Origin of the sequence: Campylobacter showae, assembly GCF_900573985.1 — a bacterium.
GTDB classification, from domain to species: domain Bacteria; phylum Campylobacterota; class Campylobacteria; order Campylobacterales; family Campylobacteraceae; genus Campylobacter_A; species Campylobacter_A showae_E.
Map to the genome: position 1 here is coordinate 43,423 of NZ_UWOK01000002.1, position 23,957 is coordinate 67,379.

At 34.6% G+C, this 23,957-nt stretch carries 15 protein-coding genes and 2 pseudogenes; 13 read left to right on the plus strand and 4 right to left on the minus strand.

Features of this window, described 5'->3' with window-relative positions; genetic code table 11:
* Positions 1-926 precede the first annotated feature (926 nt).
* The 10 genes and pseudogenes from EE116_RS11040 to EE116_RS11085 all read left to right on the plus strand — a co-directional run bounded on the left by EE116_RS11040 (position 927) and on the right by EE116_RS11085 (position 12,617).
* Positions 927-1,250 (plus strand): hypothetical protein, encoded by a 324-nt coding sequence (locus EE116_RS11040; protein WP_122874524.1) that lies wholly within the window; start codon positions 927-929, stop codon positions 1,248-1,250.
* Positions 1,247-1,426, plus strand: a pseudogene (locus EE116_RS11045) (hypothetical protein); the annotation flags it as partial. The gene EE116_RS11040 and the pseudogene EE116_RS11045, both read left to right, overlap by 4 nt.
* Positions 1,427-2,505: 1,079 nt before the next feature.
* A complete protein-coding gene (locus EE116_RS11050; protein ID WP_122874526.1) occupies positions 2,506-2,994 on the plus strand; it encodes a hypothetical protein in 489 nt (162 codons plus the stop codon).
* A 69-nt stretch (positions 2,995-3,063) separates the two neighbouring features.
* Complete coding sequence (locus tag EE116_RS11055) at positions 3,064-3,387, plus strand: hypothetical protein (RefSeq protein ID WP_122874527.1); 324 nt, start codon at positions 3,064-3,066, stop codon at positions 3,385-3,387.
* Between the two features lie 140 nt (positions 3,388-3,527).
* Entirely contained in the window at positions 3,528-3,983 is a 456-nt protein-coding gene (locus EE116_RS11060; RefSeq protein WP_122874528.1) for a hypothetical protein, read from the plus strand.
* Between the two features lie 622 nt (positions 3,984-4,605).
* Complete coding sequence (locus EE116_RS11065; RefSeq protein WP_122874529.1) at positions 4,606-6,459, plus strand: class I SAM-dependent DNA methyltransferase; 1,854 nt, start codon at positions 4,606-4,608, stop codon at positions 6,457-6,459.
* On the plus strand, positions 6,456-7,727 hold the full coding sequence (locus EE116_RS11070) for a restriction endonuclease subunit S (protein WP_206159273.1): 1,272 nt from the start codon (positions 6,456-6,458) through the stop codon (positions 7,725-7,727). The genes EE116_RS11065 and EE116_RS11070 overlap by 4 nt, the downstream gene beginning before the upstream one ends.
* A gap of 10 nt (positions 7,728-7,737) precedes the next feature.
* On the plus strand, positions 7,738-10,881 hold the full coding sequence (locus tag EE116_RS11075; protein WP_122874531.1) for a type I restriction endonuclease subunit R: 3,144 nt from the start codon (positions 7,738-7,740) through the stop codon (positions 10,879-10,881).
* A gap of 17 nt (positions 10,882-10,898) precedes the next feature.
* On the plus strand, positions 10,899-11,291 hold the full coding sequence (locus EE116_RS11080; protein ID WP_277418969.1) for a 4Fe-4S single cluster domain-containing protein: 393 nt from the start codon (positions 10,899-10,901) through the stop codon (positions 11,289-11,291).
* Positions 11,292-11,535: 244 nt separating this feature from the next.
* A pseudogene (locus EE116_RS11085) lies at positions 11,536-12,617 on the plus strand (Fic family protein).
* Positions 12,618-13,562: 945 nt separating this feature from the next.
* On the opposite strand, the gene cas2 reads toward EE116_RS11085, so the two are convergent.
* From cas2 to cas6, 4 genes are read right to left on the minus strand one after another with little or no spacing between them, the layout of a single operon-like run.
* Positions 13,563-13,835 carry a CRISPR-associated endonuclease Cas2 gene (gene cas2 / locus EE116_RS11090; RefSeq protein ID WP_163028067.1) on the minus strand — a complete coding sequence of 91 codons (273 nt, stop codon included), beginning with the start codon at positions 13,833-13,835 and terminating at the stop codon, positions 13,563-13,565.
* Entirely contained in the window at positions 13,832-14,338 is a 507-nt protein-coding gene (gene cas1 / locus EE116_RS11095; protein ID WP_122874534.1) for a CRISPR-associated endonuclease Cas1, read from the minus strand. The genes cas2 and cas1 (EE116_RS11095) overlap by 4 nt, the downstream gene beginning before the upstream one ends.
* Positions 14,280-16,028, minus strand: a complete 1,749-nt coding sequence (gene cas1 / locus EE116_RS11100; RefSeq protein ID WP_122874535.1) for a CRISPR-associated endonuclease Cas1 — start codon at positions 16,026-16,028, stop codon at positions 14,280-14,282. The genes cas1 (EE116_RS11095) and cas1 (EE116_RS11100) overlap by 59 nt, the downstream gene beginning before the upstream one ends.
* A gap of 41 nt (positions 16,029-16,069) precedes the next feature.
* Positions 16,070-16,573 carry a CRISPR system precrRNA processing endoribonuclease RAMP protein Cas6 gene (gene cas6 / locus EE116_RS11105; RefSeq protein ID WP_163028068.1) on the minus strand — a complete coding sequence of 168 codons (504 nt, stop codon included), beginning with the start codon at positions 16,571-16,573 and terminating at the stop codon, positions 16,070-16,072.
* A 796-nt stretch (positions 16,574-17,369) separates the two neighbouring features.
* On the opposite strand from cas6, the gene EE116_RS11110 reads away from it, so the two are divergent.
* Genes EE116_RS11110 through EE116_RS11120 form a run of 3 tightly spaced genes read left to right on the plus strand, consistent with a single transcriptional unit; the run spans position 17,370 to position 23,957 of the window.
* Complete coding sequence (locus EE116_RS11110; RefSeq protein WP_122874537.1) at positions 17,370-21,095, plus strand: DEAD/DEAH box helicase; 3,726 nt, start codon at positions 17,370-17,372, stop codon at positions 21,093-21,095.
* Positions 21,076-22,848, plus strand: a complete 1,773-nt coding sequence (locus EE116_RS11115) for a hypothetical protein (RefSeq protein ID WP_122874538.1) — start codon at positions 21,076-21,078, stop codon at positions 22,846-22,848. Before EE116_RS11110 ends, EE116_RS11115 begins: the two co-directional genes overlap by 20 nt.
* Complete coding sequence (locus EE116_RS11120) at positions 22,845-23,957, plus strand: hypothetical protein (protein WP_122874539.1); 1,113 nt, start codon at positions 22,845-22,847, stop codon at positions 23,955-23,957. The genes EE116_RS11115 and EE116_RS11120 overlap by 4 nt, the downstream gene beginning before the upstream one ends.

Genomic DNA, 23,957 nt, shown 5'->3' on the forward strand with positions numbered 1-23,957 from the left:
CCTTTTTTTGTAATTCTTTTTTTTAGGTTACACGACCTAATTTGCGAGTCCAATGGACTCGCAAAATAATAACCTTTTTTTGCGATTCTTTCAAAATTCCACGACCTAAAATGAAAAAATGCAAAAAAAGATTTTTAATAGAGATGTTTTTTATTTTTGGAGACCTGGCGGATCTCCAAAATCTTTTACGCATGAGTAAGAGTTTTGTTTTTCTGAACGAAAAAACTTAAAGAAGTGATATTAGAGTAAGCTGCTTTTAATTTTGGCAACGCGTAAGTTCTAAAAATCAGGTCAAAATATAAGCTAATTTCAGCCTCATTGCCTAAATTATTAAACGACTGGTATTTATTCTTTTCTAGCATCAGAGCCAAAAGCCGCTCGTGATTTTTGAAATTATTTTTATTTATTATAAAATCATATTGCATATCTATCTAGCCTACGAACGGTTGTTTGATATATAAAAATTAACTTAAAAATAAAAAAATATTCGCCTAAAAAACGCTATACAAAGATAGTTCTAATAAAATATTAAGTTTAGAATTGAAATCGTTTTTTTTAAGGTTTATTTAATATTTGACTAATTGATATGTTCTAACTAAACATAATTTTATGTTTAGTTATGTAGAATGGGTACGTTACAATCACAAGAAGCGTATGCAAACAGGCTTTATGTAGTAATGCGGCAGGTATAAAAAATTTTAGACTACAAAAAGTTAAGGAAAATTATTAAGAATACACAATATAAAGTATTTCTATAAACAAATTTTTGAAAAAAGAACGACTTAATTTGCACACAAAATAAAATTATAGGCTTGAATTCGGATATTTTTGAGACATTTCGTTAAAAAAAGAAGATATCAAATAGTAAAAATTTAATATTAAAATCATATCTTAACAATAAACACGAAACAGAAAAGGAATAAATAATGGCTTACCCGTTACTAGGTACGAAAATAGTAATAGACGAAGAGAAGGTTTTGCGAGAGAAAAAGTATAAGCTAGACGTAATATACGAATATTTAGACAAGCTTGCCGAGCAATGCAATTTGATTAGGATTGATAAAAACACTTTTCACGCGAAAGGCAATGAAAAAGATTTGGAGAGTCTAGGAATATTTATGTGTATATATGCAGTAGAAAATGAATGGCTAACTAAAAATATAAAAGAATGGATTTGGATAGACGAGGCTGAGGGCAACGAAGATATGATGGTGAAATTTAAGAAAGAAAATATAGGAGTTTGGGAATGAGCGAGGAGAATTACGATAATGTGCGTAGAGCTATTAACTTTGATTTATCTACAAATGCCCTAGAGGAAATATTTGGCAAAGGAAATACCAAGAAACCATATTCTGACATAAAACACTTTATGGAAAAAAATGGTTTTGAACACAGCCAATATTCTGGCTATGTGTCAGTAGAGCCAAAGACCAAAGCCAATATTATAGGCAGCAAAGAGAACTAAAAAACATCAAGAGCGCGTATGACTTTTAAGGGTATATATTACGCGATTTTAATATCTTGCCTTCAAATCTTCTGATTTTTGACATCTGAGCTTTTAAAAATTTTAACCACAAATCAATCAAGAAATCAAATACTCTTTGGTTGCTGTATGATTTACAGAGAGATTGCACAATAAAAACTTATAGTTGCGTAACTATCGTACGAAAATCAGCAATAATATCACTGATATCGTAGTCGCTATTTGGTAGACAATGCATAGCCACCGAAGTAGTAACAGCTTAGACACATATCTAAATATATTTTTAAGTACTTTGTAGTTATTTCTTGGCTGTGTTTCAGTTGTGTTAAAAATTATGTTCCAGCTAATTTGCAGCTGCATATAGCTCTATTCTTTGATATTTTTGCTCTACACACGAATAGCACCAAAAAGTTTAGTAGGCTTTTTGTATAAAATGATTTTGCACTTTTTTTGTGCTTTTTTTGAAATTTTATCACATTTACCAAATATACCCATTAAGTTGCGATAATGGTTCTAAAAATAAACGAATTTAAAATTTATATCCACACTACCGCATAAGGCGAATTTATCATGATATAAAAAATATAAATTTAAATGCTGCCGATGAACAGGGGGCAATACTGAGATTTAACCCAGATACCGAAAGTAAAAATAACGATATTGTGGGTATTACTAACCATAACTAGACTGCTGCTATTTATATTACGTTTTGATTTTTTACATTTTTAGACACTAAACTAACCATCGAAAGCGCTATTTAATTAAAAATAACGCTCCTTCGTCTCTATACGAGATTCTTATAATATTATAAAGGATCGCTAGTAGGAGGTAATTGTTTTATATATAAATTGAAACTTAAAAATAAAATATTAATAGCCTAAAATCGGTTTTTGAGTGTATTATTTAAGCAAAACAGGCAGTTAAAGTGGAAGTTCGCTTTTTTTAAGGTTTGTTTTATTTTTCGACTAATGAATACATTCTAACTAAACATAGTTTTATATTCAGTTAAGTAGAATAGTCATATGAAAACCATAAAAGCCATACCTAAACATACTTTTTATGAGAAGCTTGCAGTCCGAAGAAAAAAAGAAAATTTAGATTACGACAAGTTAAAAGAAATTATCAAAAACACAAAACACATTTACCAAGATATTTCTGTGAGCGAGTTTTTAAAAGAGAATGACCTTGTTTGCATAGAAAAGAAAATCATAGATTTAAATTCGGATACTTTTTTAAGACGCCTATACCGATTAGCTTTTGAACACAATAGAAAAGGTCGTTTAAAGAATTGCGAAATTAGGCAAATGGCAGAGAACTTCTTTGGAGTAAAAATTGACACAAGGATAAATGAAAGATTGCTAAAAATCTTAAGATTTAAACATAGCACTATATATTGCCCTATGGTCAAAAGCGATTTTAAATACTATGGTTTTTTGGAAAAGGACGACATAGAACTTTCGTTTTTACTTGGCGAGATAGATAAAAAGACTTTTAATTACTACAAAAAATAATAAGGAGCTGAAAATAATATTGCAATATGGCGATAAAAAGTATAAAATAAAATCATGAAAGGAAAAACTATGGCTTACCCGTTACTAGGCACGAAAATAGTGATAGACGAAGAGAAGGTTTTGCGAGAGAAAAAGTATAAGCTAGACGTAATATACGAATATTTAGACAAGCTTGCCGAGCAGTGCAATTTGATTAGGATTGATAAAAACACTTTTCACGCGAAAGGGGATGAAAACGATTTATCAAATTTGGGTCTATTTATGTGTAGATACGCAGTAGAAAACGAGTGGCTAACCAAGAATATCAAAGAGTGGGTTTGCATTAGCGAACGATGTGGAAATGAGGATATGGTAGCAAGATTTAAAAAAGAGAAAATGGGAATTTGGGAGTGAATAGCAAAAATAGAGCTGTTCGTATGCCGACAAAAAATATCTACGCATCAGAAAAACTAACAGAATTTGACATTTAAAAAGTAGAAAATTTATGTCCAATTTTTATTCTATAATTTTATTAAATTTTTTAAGGAGTAAATATGGCATTGGCACTACCTACGATAGAGGAATATATAATACAAAGAGATAAGGAGTTTGGTTTTTGGTTAGTCTTTCATACTAGATACAATGATATATGTGCATTTGGAAAGCAATTAGAAAATGATCAATTTGATAATTTTGATAAAAAATACATAGATAATGAATCAAGAAACTATTTTTTAAATTTTATGAAAGAAAATTTTCCAAATATAAAATTAACCAATGTTTTTGATCTGGTTGATCCTGGCGTGTTGACCTATCCATATTTAGGTAGCATTGCAGTAGATTGTGTTCAAGGAGATGAGGCGTTTAATGCAATTAGCGCAATGTATGGCAATCCATTTGAAGCCCCTATTTCCAACAAGGCTGTTTTTTGGGTTATGAAATTAGAAGATGCCATTAAGTCGCATACAAAAAGGCAAGAAGCAATAGACGCCGCATTTGGAGATTTTTAAAAATATCTCAAATGCTTTTAATACACAAAAATATGTTAACGGCTAATATACATTTTATAAAAAACAAGGCATCTAAAAAGCATAAAGCCGTGCTAGATGCCCCTACCCTACTACTTTTATTCGCTTCATTCGCTTAGTTTTTTAGCTTGCTTTTGGACGCTTTTTTTAAATGCTCGTTCTACGCCCTTTTCTATCCACATTCTTACTAGTAAAGTTTTGCTATTTCCAATGATAATTGATTTATCTTGTAGCCTTAATATAATCTTATACATATGCACGAGTTGCGTGATACAATAAAGAAAAAACCGTCCCATGAGCCATTTTTCTGCCGCCAAGCAAAAATGTGCTCAGTAAAATTTTTTAGCTATGGATAGTCTCAATAAAGTAGTTTTAACTACTAACGAGCCACATAATATTTATTCCATCATAAGCAATAATCCATAAGCAAAATGGTAGAATAGCAAATAAACTATAAATATTAATCAATCATGCATGTGCAAGCAACTAAAAGGGATTGGAATATTTGCCGTTTTTTAATGAATTTATAGTATTTCATATAATTAATCAAATTTAACCACGCTTTAATTGAGCGATATGATTTAACTACATAACGGAGAAAAAGATGATAAACATTCGAAAACTAGAAAACGACCTCTGGGAGTCGGCGGACCTTTTACGCTCAGGCTCAAACCTCACATCATATCAATACTGTATGCCGGTACTTGGTCTTATCTTTTTGCGCTACGCGTATAGTAGATTTAAAATGGTAGAGGCTGAAATTTTAAAAGATCGCCCGTCTCGCGGCGGCAGAGTTATGCCTGTTGAGGCGAGCGACTTTGCGGCAAAGAGCGCACTCTATCTTCCAAAAGAAGCTCAGTATGACTATCTACTAAATTTACCTCAAGATATCTCATCGGCAAATCTTGTCAATAAAGACAACCACATCATGACTAGTCTAGGCGAAGTCGTAAACAACGCCATGTCCTTGATCGAAGATCAGAGCGAACAGCTCATCGGCGTACTACCAAAAAGCTATGCTGATTTTTCAGACGAAATTTTATCCGAGCTTTTGCGCATATTTAACAACTCAGCCCTTGATGAGATCGGCGGAGATATCATCGGTAGAATTTACGAGTACTTTTTAAATAAATTTGCCAAAAGCATAGCCTCTGATGATGGCGTTTTCTTTACTCCAAAGTCGCTTGTAAAGATGATCGTAAATATCATGGAACCAAAAAACGGCATACTCTTTGACCCAGCGTGCGGCTCTGGCGGTATGTTTATCCAGTCTGGGGATTTTGTAAATGCAGCAGGCATGAACGCAAATAGCATGATGACCTTTTACGGCCAAGAAAAGGTCGAGTACAACGCACAGCTTTGCTTGATGAACATGGCGGTGCACGGACTTACCGGCGTTATCAAGTCCGGAGATGAGGCAAACAGCTTTTATAGCGACGCTCACAACCTTGACGGCCGCTGCGACTACGTCATGGCAAACCCCCCCCCTTTTAACGTCGATAAAGTAAAGGCCGAGTCTTGCGAAAGCTCAAAACGCCTGCCTTTTGGCATGCCAAGCGTAAATAAAAACAAAGAGGTCGGAAACGCAAATTACCTTTGGATATCTTACTTTTATAGCTACCTAAACGAAAAAGGTCGTGCAGGCTTTGTTATGGCGTCTTCAGCCACGGATAGCGGCGGCAAAGATAAAGATATAAGAGAAAGTCTTGTAAAAACAGGCGATGTTGATGTGATGATCAGCGTAGGAAATAACTTCTTTTACACGCTCTCTCTGCCTTGCTCTCTTTGGTTTTTTGATAAAAACAAGTCAAATGAGACTAAAAACAAGGTGCTTTTTATCGACGCTAGAAACTACTACACCGCAGTTGATCGCACGCTAAACGAATGGTCTTACTGGCAGCTAAAAAACATCAATGCTATCGTATGGCTATACCGCGGCGAGATAGATAAGTATAGAGCCTTGCTTGATGAGTATAAAGTTGCTCTTGCAAGCACCAAGCCTTTTAGCGAACAAATTCATGAAATTTCACAAGAGATAAATTCTCTTAGAGCAAAAGCAAAAGAGGCGGTAGAGGCAGCCCCAAAACGAGAAAAGAAGAGAGTGCAAGAAGAGTATGACGCACAGCTTGCCAAATTTAGCGAAAAGCTCACGACAGCCAGAGAGGCAAACTGGCTCTATGAGAAATTTAAAGATGGCGTTTATCAAGATGTGCTTGGCCTTTGCAAGGTTGCCTATACTACCAAAGCAGCGCAAGGAGAAAATGAGGGCGTCAGCATAGAAGAAAAGGGCTGGTCGCTCACTCCTGGAGCCTATGTGGGCGTTGCGCCGATAGAAGATGACGGGGTAGATTTTGAGGAGCGTATGATAGAGATCCACCGTGAGCTTTTATCTTTACAGGCCGAGTCAAATTTACTCATGGATACCATCTCTCAAAATTTAAAGGAGATGGGGTTGTGAAGTGGGAAAAAGTAAGACTTGGAGATGTTGCAAAAGTATCATCAAGTAAAAGAATATTTGCAAGTCAGTATACAAAGTCAGGTGTTCCGTTTTATAGGCAAAAAGAAATAATAGATAAGAAAAATAAAAATGAAATAATTAACCCATTGTTTATCAGCTGGGAAACTTTTGATGACATTAAGAAAAAATTTGGAGCTCCCAATAAAAATGACTTATTAATTACGGCTGTAGGAGCAACCTTGGGTATTCCATATGTTGTTATTGATGAAATTTTCTACTTTAAAGATGGGAATTTAATATGGCTTAGTAACTTTGATGAGAGCATTAATTCTAAATATTTATACTATTGGATAAATTCTGATATTGGGCAAAAAACAATCTGGTCGCGAACAATAGGCTCAGCACAGCCAGCATTAACTATTGATATTTTAAAGCAACTTGAGATTCCAGTGCCTATATTTAATACACAATGCAAAATCGTTAAAATTTTATCTGCATATGACGATCTGATTGAAAGTAATCAAAAGCAGATTAATCTTCTTGAAGAGGCGGCGCAGCGTCTGTATAAAGAGTGGTTTGTTGATTTTCGCTTTCCAGGATATGAGAATGCCAAATTTATCGACGGCATCCCTGAGGGGTGGAGGAAGGAGCCTATTTGCAATATAGTCTCTTACGAAATAGGTGGAGGATGGGGCGAAGACTATTTAAAAGAACAAAACGATAAGCCAGCTTTTGTAATACGTGGAACTGATTTGCACGGAATAACACATGGAGACATATTGTCCATACCATATAGATACCATACACAAAGTAATTTAGCTTCCAGAATTTTACAAGATGGAGATATTGTATTTGAGGTATCTGGAGGCAGTAAAACAGAAGGTGTTGCAAGAACACTACTAATAAGAAAAGAATTGCTTGAAATATATGGTAGCCCAGTAATGTGTGCTAGTTTTTGTAAGCTAATAAGGCTTGTTGATAATTCGCTTTCTCAGTATATGTACAATACATTGCAATATTTACGTTTAAGTGGAAAAACAAGTGAATTTGATAAAAAAAGTGCCAGCAGTATTGTTAATTATCGTTGGAAAGACTTTTTGTCGCAGCAAGATGTATTAATCCCTACATTAACGATAATCGAAGCTTATAATAGATTGGCAGAATGCTATTACTACAAAATAATAAATCAATCAAAAATGATTGAGTGTTTAAAAAATGCTCGTGATCGCTTGTTACCAAAGCTTATGAGTGGTGAGATAGAAGTATAAGGAGATATCTATGAGTTATGATTATTCCGAAAATATTTTAGTGCAAGAGAGTGCTGGAAATTTACTCCATGACAAGCTAGGCTGGGATGTTAAATTTGCATATAACAGTGAAATTTTGGGCGAAAACGGCACATTTGGCAGAAAGAGCTATAAAGAAATTCTCCTAACTTGCTATCTCAAAGAGGCGCTTAAGAAATTTAACCCTTGGATAAATGAGGCTCAGATCATCGAGGCTCTTAGAAATTTAGAGAGCAGACTATCTACGGCTTCGCTTTTACAAGTAAATGAAGAGAAATACTACCTTATACGAGACGGAATCCCTGTAACCATAAAAAAGCCAAACGGCGAAACGCAGATAAAAAAGGCTATGGTTATAGACTTTTTAAACCCTGAAAATAACTACTTTTTAGCCATAAAAGAGCTAAAAATCCACGGAGAGCTACATAGAAGAAGAACGGATATCGTAGGCTTTGTAAATGGCATACCGCTACTTTTTGTAGAGCTCAAAAACAGCTCGGTTGATGTTCGCAACGCATATGAGGATAACTACACAGACTACCAAGATACGGTACCAAATTTGTTTTACTACAACGCCTTTCTCATGCTATCAAACGGCATGGAGGCAAAGGTCGGCACGCTTGGGAGTAAATTTGAGTTTTTCCATGAGTGGAAAAGGCTTGATGAAAACGATCAAGGAAGTGTGGCTCTTGAGACTATGCTCTTAGGAATTTGCAAGAAAGAAAATTTCCTAGATCTTTTTGAAAATTTTATCCTCTATGACCACTCAAACGGCCATACGGCGAAAATTCTCGCTAGAAATCACCAATATCTAGGCGTAAACGAAGCGATGAAAGCATACGCCGCAAGAAAGCTAAACGACGGTAAACTGGGCGTGTTTTGGCATACGCAAGGATCAGGCAAGAGCTACTCTATGCTATTTTTTGCTAAAAAGGTTCGCCGAAAGATGCCAGGAACGCCGACGTTTGTTATCCTAACCGATAGAGACGAGCTAAATACTCAAATAAGCGATACCTTTGAAAACTGCGGACTGCTTGGCAAAGATATAAAAGCCTCTCAGTATATCGCTACAAGCGGCAGTGATCTCGTGCAAAAACTAAAAGGCAATCCAAGCTTTATTTTCACGCTTATTCAAAAATTTAATAAACCAAATGAAGCGCCTATCTATCCAGACCACGATATCATCATCATCTCAGATGAGGCGCACCGCAGCCAGTATGGGATATTTGCCGATAATATGATGAAACTACTACCCACAGCTGCTCGTATAGGATTTACCGGTACGCCTTTGCTCTCTAGCGACAATATCACGGCCAGGACTTTTGGCGGTTATGTCTCGGTTTATGACTTTAAAAGAGCGGTTGAGGATGGCGCGACGGTGCCGCTTTATTATGAAAATCGCGGCGAAAAGATCGTGGATCTACAAAATCCGGAAATAACGGATCAAATTTTAGACGCCATAGAAAACGCCGATCTTGATGTTAATGAGCAAGATAAGCTAGAGGCTGAATTTGCAAAAGAGATACACTTGCTAACGGCGGAGCCTAGGCTAAAATCTATCGCGCGTGATTTTGTTAGGCATTATTGCGATCTGTGGACGAGCGGAAAGGCGATGTTTGTTTGTCTAAACAAGGTAACGTGCGTTAGGATGTATAACTTCGTGCAAGAGTACTGGCAAGAAGAGATAAAAGCCCTAAAGGAAAATATCAAAAAAGTCTCCCAACAAGAGGCGCAGGAGCTAGAACGCAAGCTAAAATGGATGCAAGAGTGCGAAATGGCGGTGGTAATAAGCCAAGAACAAAATGAAATTCAGACTTTTAGAAAATGGGATCTAGATATCGAGTACCATAGAGAAAAGATGGAGAAGCGAGAGCTTGATAAAGAATTTAAAGATAGCAAAAATCCTTTGAGAGTAGTCTTTGTCTGCGCTATGTGGCTAACTGGCTTTGATGTGAAGTGCCTATCTTGCCTCTATCTTGATAAACCGCTAAAAGCGCATACGCTAATGCAAACCATCGCTAGAGCAAACCGCGTAAGCGAAGGCAAAAGCAATGGGTTGATAGTTGACTATATAGGTATCGTAAAGGCACTCAGAAAAGCACTTGCAGACTACACCGCAAATTTAGGTGCTAATAACGGCGCAGATCCTACAATAGATAAAGAGGAGCTCGTCGCGCGTATCATAGAAGTGGTAGAAAAGACGAGGGAGTTTTTAGAGCAAAAAGAATTTGAGCTAGAAAAACTTATCGGTGCGGTTGATTTTGCAAAGCTTGCATATTTGCAAGAGGCGGCTAATGCTGTTTGTGGAAGTATCGGGGATAAGAAAATCTTTACAACTTATGCTTCGGAGCTTAACCGACTCATAAAATATACAGACCGAAACGACATAACCGCTCAAATGCGAAAACAATATGAAGCTATCGCAGCTATCTACACTGAGCTTCAAAAAAAGCGAAAGCATACAAATACAACTGACCTAATGATCGAGATACATAAAATCATCAACGAACATATAAAAATAGCCGATGAGCCTACTTTAGATAGCGAAGCCGCACGTAGGTTTGATATAAGCGCTATAGACTTTGATCTGCTGCGTAGTGAATTTGCGAAGGTTAAAACCAAAAATTTAACCATAAAAGACCTAGAGGAGATCATCAAACAAAAGCTAGATAGTATGCTTTTTAACAATCCTAACCGCATAGACTACTATGAACGCTATCAACAAATCATCGCAGAGTATAATACGGAGCAAGACAGGGCGACGATAGAAAAGACATTTATGGATCTTATGGATCTGGCAAGTCAGATGAGCAATGAAGAGCGACGCTACGCAAAAGAGGGATTTGCGAGTGATGAGGAGTTGTCGTTTTACGATATGCTCTTTAGAGATGATCTTAGCAAAAATGAAATAAAAAAGATCAAAGAAGTAGCCGCGGCTCTACTTGATAAGATCAAATCAAAAATCGCTGAACTAGATCACTGGAGCGACAAACAAGAGACAAAAGCCGAGGTGGATAATCTCATCCGTGATACTCTCTGGGGAGAGCTGCCTGAGTGCTACGATGACGTTAGTATTGCGATATGTAGAGAGAAAATTTACGAGTATGTCTATATGAGATATAGGAGTGCGGCGTAGAATACTTAATAGATAAAATTGAAAAATATCGTGGAATAAACGGCTTAGAAGGCGTTACTCTTTTAGGCGGCGAGCCGATCTTGCAATCAATTGGATTGGCTAAAATCGCCAAATGGTGCAGACAAAACAATCTTAGCGTACTCCTTTTTAGCGGCTATACATTACAAGAAATGCAATCAATGAGCCTGGAAGGCTTAGCAGAGCTGCTAGAATATACGGACGTGCTTATAGATGGTGAATATATTGATGAACTATACGATGAGAGTCGCGGTATAGTTGGTTCTAGCAATCAAAAAATTCACTTTTTGACAAATTTTTATAATTTAAACGATTTTAAAAATGAAGTTAGGGTAGAAATTATGCTTAAAAAAGACAGCCTTCGCATGAATGGCTGGGTTATAAATTTGTAAAGTGGAGTGTATATAACTATACAAAAAAAGCAAAGATATATTTGAATCCAAAGTCACCAGGAACTGCAATAGGTTATATGATTAAGTAAATAACCAAAACACCTTATGATATCTTTGCCGAACAAACAATAGGAAACCCAACCGTGCCCTACACTATTCTTCGCACAAAGGATACCTTACGCTAAATTAAATCCAAATTTTAATTCATTTTAGATAGACTACTACAAAAAGTATGAGTAAGAACATGACCCAAAAAAGAGAATTTATACCCCAAGAGCTTCCGCTGAATTTTAAGCCTACCGAGCAAATTTATAAAGCACTAAATAGAGCCTCAAGAAAACTAGGCGAACTAAACGGCTTTATAAAAACCATACCAAACCATGATATTTTGATAAATTCTCTAGTACTCCAAGAGGCAAAAGATTCAAGCGCGATCGAAAACATTATCACTACGCACGATGAGCTATTTTTAGCGCAAATAGACGAAACCAAAATCGCACAAAGCGTAAAAGAGGTTATGAACTACGAAATCGCCTTAAAAAAGGCTACTTGCTTATAAAAAAAGATAATCTATTCTTAACTCGTCATATACTAGAGATTCAAAAACGATTGCAGCGCAATAATGCAGGCTTTCGCACCCAAAGCGGAACTATGCTTAAAAATCCCGCCACAGGCGAGATAAAGCATATACCGCCGCAACACATAGATGACATAAATAGATTGATGACAAATTTAGAAAAGTACATGAACGATGACTTGGACGAACTTGATCCACTAATTAGACTAGCCGTTATCCACTATCAGTTTGAAACCATACATCCGTTTTATGACGGAAACGGTAGAACTGGGCGCATCATAAACGTCTTATATCTAACGCACAAAAAGCTGCTTGATTTGCCGATTTTATATCTGAGTGCCTATATCATAAAAAACAAATCCAGATACTACGAGCTTTTGGAAAATGTAAGCAAAAACGGCGAGTGGAGTGCTTGGATAGAGTATATGCTAAACGGCATAGAGCACACCGCAGAGGCATCCGTCACGCTCATAAAAGAGATAGACGATGCCATAAGAGAATTTAGCGAGCTCTTGCAGGAAAAAGAGCGAGGTGTATATAGTAAAGACTTTGTGGAGTTACTTTTTTCATACCCGTATACAAAAATAGAATCGGTGGAGAAAAAACTAAATATCTCTAGACAAACAGCTTCTAAATATCTTAAAATTTGCGAAAAACTAGGAGCATTTAAATGCGTAAAGCTCGGTCGTATAAATTACTTTGTAAATTTAAAGTTGTTTGAAATATTACAACGCGGACTAGTACTATAGCACACAAGTCTTCCATAATATGTTAAGAAAATACTAAATTTTTAACATATCGGCGGCAATGCGTTAAAAATTTGAGAAGTTTTTAATGCATCCAAACAAACCATAATTTACATGGCCGCCAATCAGACTATATCTGAATTTTATATCTCACCCATAAAAATCATCTTGTTTATTTAAGGCATTAATACTCGACTACCGCCAAAGTTCTAATGCTTCATGTAGTAATGCTAAATATTATATTAGTATCCTTATGATATCAATATCATATTTATGTAAAGACTTTAAAATACTCATCAAACTTCTAATCTTTTAAATTTGATTAACTAAAATAAATCTAAACCATATTTTCAATCCCCTAGATCGGGGAAAATTGAATCAAATTTAGATACTGGAGAGTATTAGGAGATTTTGTAGATTTCTAGTTTCAATCCCCTAGATCGGGGAAATTTGAATCAAATATCATTGTTCCAGAGATAGGTCCAAATAAGAACAAACATAGGTTTCAATCCCCTAGATCGGGGAGATTTGAATCAAATACTTCTTAGAAACAGCAATTTTACCTAAGATGGATTTAGTGTTTCAATCCCCTAGATCGGGGAGATTTGAATCAAATAGCCTAAAAAACGCATTAAGATTAACAATGAGTTTTTAAAGAACTATTGAGAAACGCCATTATATCATATATAGCTAAAAAGTCCGAGAATCTATTTTCAAAAATGAAATTTTAGTAGATTTTCGAACTTTTGCTAAATTCGTTAAATTTAAATACCCTATAATAGGCACTTTCAAACAGACTAAATTTTAAAAGTCCGAGAATCTATTTTTTAGGAGTATTAAATTTGAGGTTTTCGGACTTTTTGAAACTTAGTAAAATATAAAAGTCCCTAAAATAGGGCTTTTTGAATTTTATAAAAGTTCGAGAATCAAATCCCTAAAAAGGGAGTTTTAGATATATGTATCTGAGATATGAAATATCTTGGCTTCTCCTAAGATTTCGCTTTTAGCCAGGCAGGTTTTGCAGAGGCGGTAGAAAAGGACTTTGTCGGTTTTGGGGTCGATGATGCGGGCAATGCGGTCTTTTATACAGATGTACTCGTTATCGCGAATGTCAAGCTCAAAAACCGAGTAGTTGGCGCGCCGTCCGTAGCTCTCTAGCAAGGCGGCTAGTTTGTTTCGGCGTTTGGTTGCGCGGACGTCGTAGCAGATGATTAGATTCACTGAAATCTCCCGATAAATGGCTTGTATTTTTCATTTTGCGTTACGGCTCGCTTTAGCGCGTAGGCTTGCTTATCTATGATATCCTGCGCTTTTAGCTCCTCGCCTCTATACTCGGTATGGGTAAAGAGCTTTTCGTTTACGTTTTTGGCGATATTTTGCCTAGTCGCAGCGGATAAAAGCCCGCCCTTTATCTCAAAAGGCTCGTTTTTGTTTATCATCGAGATAATGGCGCGATCGACGATAAAGGCGCGAAACTCCTCGATGAGATCGAAGGCTAGAGTGGGCTTTTGCTCATCTAGAGCGTGCAGATACGAAACGTGGGGCGATAGGCCTGCTGCGGCGATGGATTTTAAAATCTTTGAGTAAAGGATCGCATAGCCGTAGTTTAGAGCGGAATTTACGACATCGGTAGCGCCCTGCGTCACCCTGCCGCTAAAGCCGAATTTATAGTCGATAGCTTTTGCAACCGCTTGCCAATAGGCATTTGCGCTGCTCCCCCTCAAATCCCAAAAGCTCGTTTACGCTAGCGGCATTTGGCACGCGAGATTTTAAAATATCTTGTATCGTTTTAATTTCGCAGGATAAGTTTTTGTGGTATTTGTCGAGGTACTTTAGATAGTTTATCTGGTTTTTGAGCTTGCCGATGATGAACTGCTGGGCGATACGAAGCGGCCTTTTGGTCTTTAGTAGCGAAATTTGCGAGGCGGCGGTTTTAGAGATGGCGGAATTTGCGGTAAAGAGAGTAGCGTAGCTGAGATTTGTCTTTTCGTTGATGAAATTTATGGAGATTTTGCGTTTGGCGCACTCTTTGATGACGGCTGAGCTTAGCGAAATTTGGGCGTTTATGATGATTTGGGTTATTTGGCTTATAGGAAATTTATGCTTTATGACGCCTTTGTCTTTTAGGACGAATTTGCCTTGAGATAGAGCCAGAAAATAAAACGGCGTAGTGATGTGGATAATGGAGCTTTGCGAGAAGGTTTTTAGATACTCTCTTTTCTTTGCTTCAAGCGCATTTTGGACGGATTTCACGGCGGGGCGTTTAGCGTTTTTATAGTAGCTTATGATTTTGGTTTTTTTGGCGGTTTTGCCTAGATTGTACGGGAAATTTACCGCCGAGAGCGCATCAGCTATGGTTTGTTTGTCCGTAGTTTTTAAAAATCTGCGCGTCAAATTTGTCAAAACTTCGTCAAAACGCATGCCAAATATCTCGTTTTGCGGCGGCGATAAAAGCTTAAGCGAGATGGTTTTTAGATGATAAACATAGGCGTTTAAATTTTCTACGCTTTGGCTTATCGTCGGCCTTTTGGCAGAGCTTGCGAGTTTGTCTAGGATCCGCTCAAATTTTTCCTCGCCTATGCTTAAATTTGCGCCTTTAAAATTTACCCCGAGAAATGTAAATGCGCTATCTTTGCCGTGGATAGATGTTTTGGTTTCATTTAGGGATAAATTTATGGTTTTTAGGAAATCTTTTAAGTGCGCGAGTCCTTGTTCGGAGGCTTCGTATGAAGTAAAAAATACAACGAAATCATCGGCGTATCTGACGAATTCGGCGCCGCTTTGCTCTAAAAATTTATCCATCTGATTTAGATAAATGTTTGAAAGGAGCGGGCTTAGGACGTCGCCTTGGTGAACGCCTTTTGCGTGAGCGCTATAATCAAAATGCTCGAAAATTCCGTTATTTATCCAAAGCTCAATAAGCCTAATGATACGCACGTCTCGGATGTTTGCGCGCAAAATTTCAAGCAATTTTTCGTGATCGATATTTTCAAAAAAATCTTTGATGTCGGTTTTTAAGGCAAAATCGTAATTTTTGAAAAAATCCCTAGCTCGGTATACGGCGTTAGCGTAAGATTTGCCGGTGCGGTAAGCATAAGAGCGGTTTGAAAAACCTTTGTCAAAATAGCTTGAAAGCTCTCCTATAAGGATATTTTGCGCAAATTTGTCTTTTAACGACGGGATGGCGAGTTTACGGAGCTCGTCTTTGTTCTCTTTTGGGATAAAAGCTCGTTTTAGCGGCTCGGGCGAATAAGAAAGATTAAAAATTTCATCTTTTAACTCGTCGTAAAAAGAATCAGTGCAAATATCATCTATGCTAAGTCCGTCAAGCCCTAAAGCCGTATGCTTAAGCCTTTTTATGGCATATTCAAAGGCATTGCTAGCAAAAACATCCTCTAAGCTTAAATCAAACACAAAACTCCTTTTTGATGATTTTGCAATTTTGCGGTGCGAAATTAGATTCGATCTACCTTTATCTTGCCTAGTCCAAAAACGGTGCTTTTGCCAACGCCCGTGATACAGGCTAGCTGCAAAAGCTTTGCCGAGCGTTCGTCAAGTCCAAAAACCCGCATTTTGCCGATCATGCCGCCAAATTGCATTTTAGCATACTGGCGGTTTGAGTATCGGTTAATATCGTAAAATCTCAAATCCTGCTCGAAGCAGTCAAATTTAACCTCAAATTTATCCATGCTTTCGCCCGTTATGCTCTCAAATCTCATAGCGATTTGACGGATGAAGGATTTAAAATCTATATCTCGGCGGACAAGAACGTTTTTTTGTTTTATACGAAGCGGTGTTTGAAGCGAAATTTCATAATCGCCTGCGGTGAAATCGGGCGTGAAATTTAACGTTTCGTGAGTCTTTGAATATAAAAATTTAGGATCAAAGATTTTACCGTTTAAGCTCAGATTCGTAAATTTAAATTTGTCCCTATTGACGCCAAGACCGATTTCTTGCATATTTTGGATAGCTATAACAATATGATGTAGGCAATTTGTAGCATAATCGAAAAGTATAATTTTAAAATCGAAACTTCTTTGATTAAGGTTAATATTTAGTCTAAAATTCGGAGTATCGGATACGTTTTCAAAAAAATCGTTATACACGCATCGCTCGCTAATGCCGCATTCCTCGCAGTTTACGCCTATATATGGGCAACAAGCTCGCCTAAGAGCGTATCCTAAAGCGCCTCTAATCGTCGAGCCGATAAAAGGATAGGAGGGCTTAAATCTATGCCGTGGACACCTACTTCTAAGTATTTAAGCATGGATAACCTTTGCGATATTTTTGTGAAAATTATACTATAAAATAAGTTTTTATGCTCTAGGCTATGCAAAAAGTGCTTCTGATTGTCGGTAATTGACAATTTTATGTTGTAGGATTTTGTCCACTGGTTGCGCGGCACCTTAAAAGCAAACATGGATAAAAAGGCGAGTTTGATGAAAAATAAGGCTATTTGAAACATTTTAGTTTTTGGCGACAATAATGCCAAATTTTATATATTTTAAAAGGGTAAAATGTGCAAAAACGAGATCATAATATATTATCACACATAAAGCGAGAGATGTCTCTTTCGACTAGGATTAAAAAAGATAAAAGCAAATACAGCAGAAAAGCAAAACACAAAAATGCGACAATAGACTGACGAGACAAAATACCTTACTATAATAAGCCTATTAGTGGTGTGAAATATTTAATATTAGTTAAACATTTTTTATAATATAATTATACAAATTAAGAATAAAAGTTGGTAGTATGGAAACTTTATATATCAAAATAGAAAATGATTTAAACAGTAGGGGTAATGATTTAGAACACGATATAAAAAATATATCGAGAATGCTATCAAACAACAATATAGATTTAGAAAGTGTAGGCGTTGAAGAGTATGCTAAAAATTTATTAGACAAATGTTTTTATGACGGCTTTAATAATACGTTGTATTTTGCTAATGCCACTAGGGTTGTTTTAAACAAAGACAATCAGCCCAAAGAATTGCGTCAGGCTTGGATTAGGCCAGCATATGATAATTTATTTATAGAGGAATTAAACGGGAAATCCCTTTCTTTTAGAGGTTACGTAAAAAATGGCTTTTTTGTTGTAAATAAGATAAAAATAGTGCCAAACTATGAAGGCCCAAAAAACGAAATAGAAAGAGAGATAAACGGTGTTATCGTGTATATTAAAAATTTAGGAAATTTTGGCAGTCGTGATTTAAATAACAAAATAGATGAAACGGAGTCTATAGTTAAAATTTCTCAAGAAAATTTTCAAGAGTGGCAAAACTATCTTGGATGGAGAAAAAAAATAGTAGAGCAAAAACTAGTAGGCATCAAGTATGAATACATGGGTTTTAATGAAAAAAATCAAACTATTTTGTTAAAACTTATGGCAACAGATACAAAAGACTTTGACAAAATAAAAAAGTATCTAAAACGAGGCAATTTGGATATATTTGAAAACTCATATTCGAAAGACGAAATGAAATTCGTATACAATCCAACATATAAGGTTAATAGAGATTTTAATAGCACTAAAATTTTAGGGGATTTGGCAACTAAGATAGATAACATAGCCCCTACATTTGAAAATAAGCTTTATATATATAACATTGATTTTAAAATAGATAAGGATTATATTGAAGAATATAACGCTAGCGTAAGTAGCGAAGAAGTTGATAATTTTTTTAAAAAGAAAGAAACAGGTTTTTTGGCCACAAAAGAAGTTGGTGATTTTGCGCTTATATCTCGTCTAAATAGAGGTATAAACAAAGCCTTACAAGATGAAAGCATGGCACCAAATTTACTCTTATGGTTATTTGATATAACAAAAGCGGAAATCCCGGCAAACGAAGAGATAAATAAAGAGTATGTTTGGAAAAATACAAATCTCAATGAAGAACAAAAAGTAGCTGTTAAAAAAATGCTAGCTACTAAAGATGTATGCTTGATACAAGGACCTCCAGGAACTGGTAAAACTACCGTAATAGCCGAAGCTATATATCACTTCACCAAAAATGGACAGCGTGTATTACTCGCATCTCAAACAAATCTAGCGGTCGACAACGTACTTGAGAGACTAGCCAAAGATCCTTCCATAAGAGCAGTACGCCTAAATGATAGCAAAACTAGCGACGATATAGAACACCTAAAAGAGAGTAAGGCACTTGGCTATTATCTAGGTACGATACAAAACAAAATTCAAGAAAACTATATAGACAAGTGGGATAACGACGAAAAAATTAAAAATGACATAGATAAAGATGCGAGAGATATATTAAATTACTATAAGCGACTAGAAAATTTATTAAAAAGTATAGAGGATATTAAAAGAGATCTTTTGATAGATAGACAAAAAGTTGATGATATAAATCTGCAAATAAAACAAAATGAAGATAAAAATAATACTACTATACACTTCAGAAACGAGATTAATAAATTTTTAGAGTTTTTGCAAGATAAAGATGCAAATTTTATATTACCAAATGATCTAATAAAGGAAATAGCAGCGATCATTACACCATTATTAAATATAATGAATAATAGTATAAAATTAGACACTCTAAGAATAGCTACACAAAGAGATGAAAATGATGCAAGTAAAGCAATAAAAGAGATTTATAATAATCTTAGAAAAATAAAAGCACTAAAAAGCAAGCTAGATTTAGCTGATACCAGTCAGCCAAATGTTCAAAATATAGATATTATAAATAGACTAAACGAGATTAAAGACGAATTACACGAAATAGAAGACGAAGAGGATTTTCATAGACTAAAAAAAGAACAAAAAGAATTGGAAAAGAAAATTAACAATAACACATTTACACTAAAAGAGACAGAAAAAGGATTTTTTTATACCAGTGATTTGCAAGAGATAAAAAATATAGTAACAAAATATTGGTCACAAATACTTGAACTAGATGATAAATTTAATACCAAAATTTGTAGTATTTCATCAAGTTTTTTAACAAATTTGTACATTATAGACACTAAAAATTTAAAAGAGGAGATGGAAATTATAAATGGCAAAATTTCCGTCAATAAGGAAAATTACTCGCGTAATTTAGATATTGCGAAACAAACAAAGCAAAATATAGCTGATATAAAAAAGAAGTATAATATCTGCGACGAACTCTCGCAAGAAGAGTCAATAGAGAAAATAGAACAATTGCGCAATGAACTAGTTACTACTATCAACGACTACGCTCTTATAAGAGAAAATTATGAAAATATATTAAAAAATTTCAACTACAAGCTAAAAAATATAGATTTAAACAACGAAAATGAATACTACAAAGATACATATGTAAATTCATGCAATGTCGTTGGTATGTCATGTACAGATAATCCTAAAATTTTAGAAGATAGAGGGCTTGACACATTTGATGTAGTAATTATAGATGAAGTCAGCAAAGCAACGCCCCCTGAACTACTTTTGCCGATATTAAAATCTAGCAAAGTTATCCTAGTTGGCGACCACAGGCAGTTGCCGCCATTGTTTGGAGAAAATGAAAAAACATATAGTGAAATGGTAGATAACATAGAAGATGGAGAAGATGATGAATTAAAAAATATTATCACAGAGGAAAATTTTAATGAATACAAAAACATGGTCACATCCTCAATATTTAAAAAATATTTTGAGACAGCTCATCCAAACATTAAGCATTCATTGCTAGAACAATTTAGAATGCACAGGCAAATTATGGGCGTAATCAATAGATTTTACGAAAATAGACTTAAAGCTGGGCTACCAGTAGATATAGAAAATATTAGCAAGGCTCACGATATAACAATCAAAGGCGAAAACGGCTTTAGATTTATAGAACCACAAAAGCATGTATACTGGATAAATTCCGGCGAGATAGTAGTTGATAACAAAAAAGAAAAAATATCCGAACTGCATGAAGCCAGAAGCACCTCCACCTATAATCTCGTAGAACTATATATGACTATTGAGCTTTTAAATAAGCTAGAAAAATTTTATGCCGATAAAAAGCTTGATCACAAGGTGAGCGTCGGTGTCGTGTGCCTTTACCAGTTACAAGTAAATAAGATAAGGTTATTTTTAAAAAAGAAGGGTATATCATTTAAATATGTTGGTGTTGATATAAACACAGTAGATAGGTTTCAAGGCAAAGAAAAGGAGATAATAATATCAAATTTAATTAGAACGCGTTCATATTCAAGTCACATAAAGAGCTTTGAGAGAATCAATGTAATGTTTTCACGCGCACAAAAGGCACTATTTATTATGGGTGATATGAACTGCTTTAAAAAACTAAATGTGGAAATTCCAAAAATGGATCAAATAGGAAGCTTAAATAGAAGGGTTTATGAGGATATTATTAATACTCTAATTGATGCCAATATGTGCTTTGATAGTAATATTTTGCTAGGAAATGAACTAGCAAAAGAGATATATCTAGAATACAAAAAGCTTGACACAAAAGGCAAAGACAATGAAAAAAGAAATAGCTAAAGTAACGGTATCTGAACCATATCAAAAATATCAAACGATAGTTTCCTATTCTAGTATGCGCAAAATTACAGCTTTTGAATGGCTAATATTAGAGCTACTTGCCAGCTATGAAAAAACAAATTTTTCAATTTTAAATCTAGCAGCTTTATTTAATGATATATTTTTTATAGGAGATTTCGAAAAAACTATTTTACCAATACTAAAAAGCCTAAAGAGCAAAGGAATGTTAAGCTATGATGATTCGGATGATTACGAAAATTTAACTTTACAAGATATTGAACTTAGCGATGACGGTAAAGCTTTTCTTTATAAAGGCGAAATGCCAAATGATCCCAAACAAGAAGAAGTTGCATTTTCATACGATTTTTTTAATAAAAAATTAGAATTGCACTATAAAAATAGAAAAACTCAACCTGCAGGCATCGAACTTTGTATCGATGAAGAGTCCACTATGGATGAGTTAGAAGCAATCAAAATTTTAGAAAGTCAAAAAAATCAATTTAACTGGTTTGATGATAGCACGCAAATAAACAAAATTGAGCTACATAGCAGCACAAAAGAGTGGGAACATATCAAAAACGGAGTGCTTTTGGATGAGAGTGGAGAAATTACCCTTACGGAAAATAACAAAGAGTATTTAGAAGAAATTTTTAAATATATAAAAAATGAGTGGGAAGAGAAGCAAAATTTAAATGACTTTGACTATTCAAATTTTGAACAAATAGAAAAATTTCACAACGACTTGTCTTTTTTTGGCAATGAAGATATCTTATTACTTAATGGAAAAGCATATGGTGTTGAACGATATATTAAAATGGTAAAAGAGTATCTCAATAAGAATAGTAATAAAATAAAAGTTGCTATAATATGTGAAAGCAATGATTTTAATATAAAATTTGATAGCAAAAACATAATAATACAACTATCTGATAAAATACCTTTGGAAAATTGCGTGCTTTATAATTGCAGGCAAAACCTTTGCTTCGCAAATTTTTTAGTTAAAAGAGATAATAAAAATAGTAAAATATCTCTTTTTTATAGCATTAAGACGCAAAATTTCATAGATAACTTTTTGCCCAAAATTATAAGTAAATACATATATGAAAACAGCGATATAATTTACTTAGCTCTATTTTTAAAAGCAGAGAGTAGAAATAAATATATATTAGCATGGTTTAATAGCTTTAAATTTGATGATGGGATAAAAAAGTTAGATGAATTTATTGAAAAAGCAGCTCAGCTAAAAGATGATAAAACATTAAATGAGATAAAAGAGTATGTTTTACTAAATAATGAAAAAATCAATAGTTTAAATAAAAACGAAGAAATATTTGACTATGTAAAAACAACTAAAATGAAAAACAATGAAAAAATTTATGATAAATTGCAGATAAATAGTTATGATGATTTGATGCAACTTATAATATATTTAAAATCAAACGGATTAAAACAGAACAAATTTATAAAAAAATATTATCCAAAGTTTTTTACGCAAATCTCACAAATACAAAATCTACAAGAGATAAGCGATGTGGAAATAACTATTAATAAACTAAGATTGTTGTGCAAAGATATTCTAACCCAAGAAAAACAAAAAGAAAAACTAGATCAAATTAAAAGTATGGTTAATACAATTTACAATCTGACAGAGATACCCATAAATGATATTAAAAATATCCTATTTGATAGTTCTATAAAAGACTTAATAAATAAACAAAACAGTAATAAGAAAAAAGGAAAGAATAAAAAATGAGTAGAGAATTTGAAGCCAGAATAAGATGGCAAGAAGAGCAAGAAAAAGCTAGACGGCAAAGAGAAGAGTTAAATAAAGAAAGGGTACGAAAACAAACTGCTGAGTTTTTAGTCAGATATAAAGAAAGGCTAAACTCTATGAAATCGGCGGGATTAGATGAATTTATCTCGTTAGATGCACTTGCAAGAGACATTGCAAGTGCTGAAGCGCAATTGCAAGAAGATCCGTATAATGCAAGAGATATAAGCTTTGAAATAGAAACTTATATAAATCAGCTAGAATCAAATGCAAGGGTGATCAAAAAAGAGCAGGCAAATTTAAATAAGAGTGATATTGCGGATTTTTACTATTCTGAAATTCGTAAAATTTCAGATGTTTTAGTTATAGAATTTGCAAAAGATGAGCTTAATAAAATAAAAGATAGTTTGTCTAGCTATGATGGAACAAATTTAAGCACTTTTAAAAACAGCTTACGCGATAGAATCTTATCGGTAGTAAAAAACGCAAAGATTAAAGCAGAAGAACACAGAGAAAAAGAGAAGCAAGAAAGCATAAAAGTTCAGACCAAGAATGACTTGGAAACCATAGAAGCAGAAATAAAAAATCAAAAAATCTCAGAAGAATTTAAAAAAGAACAAGAAAAAATTTTAGCTCAAATAGCCAAAGCGAAAGATGCGATAAATAGCAAGAGCGATATATTAAGCATAAAAGATGATATCGAGGAAGTCCAAAACAAAACAAATGATTTTTTGATAGATGAAGCTACCAGAAAAGAAGTTGTAAGAAATATAAAAGCAAGCCTAGAAAAACAAGAATTTAATATAACAAAAATAGCCCTCAAGGATGGCAACGTAATAATACAAGCAAGCCGCCCATCTGGGAAAACCGCTAGCTGTAAAGTCTCTTTGGACGGAAAGCTAAACTATAAATTTGACAATTATGAAGGAATGACATGCATAGAGGATATCGAAAAATTTGAAAAAGAGTTGAATGATATTTACTCTATAAAATTTGAAACCAAAAAAACAATTTGGGAAAATCCAGACAGGATATCAAAAGGCGCAATTGATATTAACAAAAATGACGAATTACCACTAAGAAGAGAATAA

Coding starts and splice junctions, on each gene's coding strand:
- EE116_RS11040 (WP_122874524.1), top strand. CDS start 927: ATGGCTTACCCGTTACTAGGTACGAAAATAGTAATAGACGAAGAGAAG.
- EE116_RS11050 (WP_122874526.1), top strand. CDS start 2,506: ATGAAAACCATAAAAGCCATACCTAAACATACTTTTTATGAGAAGCTT.
- EE116_RS11055 (WP_122874527.1), top strand. CDS start 3,064: ATGGCTTACCCGTTACTAGGCACGAAAATAGTGATAGACGAAGAGAAG.
- EE116_RS11060 (WP_122874528.1), top strand. CDS start 3,528: ATGGCATTGGCACTACCTACGATAGAGGAATATATAATACAAAGAGAT.
- EE116_RS11065 (WP_122874529.1), top strand. CDS start 4,606: ATGATAAACATTCGAAAACTAGAAAACGACCTCTGGGAGTCGGCGGAC.
- EE116_RS11075 (WP_122874531.1), top strand. CDS start 7,738: ATGAGTTATGATTATTCCGAAAATATTTTAGTGCAAGAGAGTGCTGGA.
- cas6 (WP_163028068.1), bottom strand. CDS start 16,573: ATGCAAGAAATCGGTCTTGGCGTCAATAGGGACAAATTTAAATTTACG.
- EE116_RS11110 (WP_122874537.1), top strand. CDS start 17,370: ATGGAAACTTTATATATCAAAATAGAAAATGATTTAAACAGTAGGGGT.
- EE116_RS11115 (WP_122874538.1), top strand. CDS start 21,076: ATGAAAAAAGAAATAGCTAAAGTAACGGTATCTGAACCATATCAAAAA.
- EE116_RS11120 (WP_122874539.1), top strand. CDS start 22,845: ATGAGTAGAGAATTTGAAGCCAGAATAAGATGGCAAGAAGAGCAAGAA.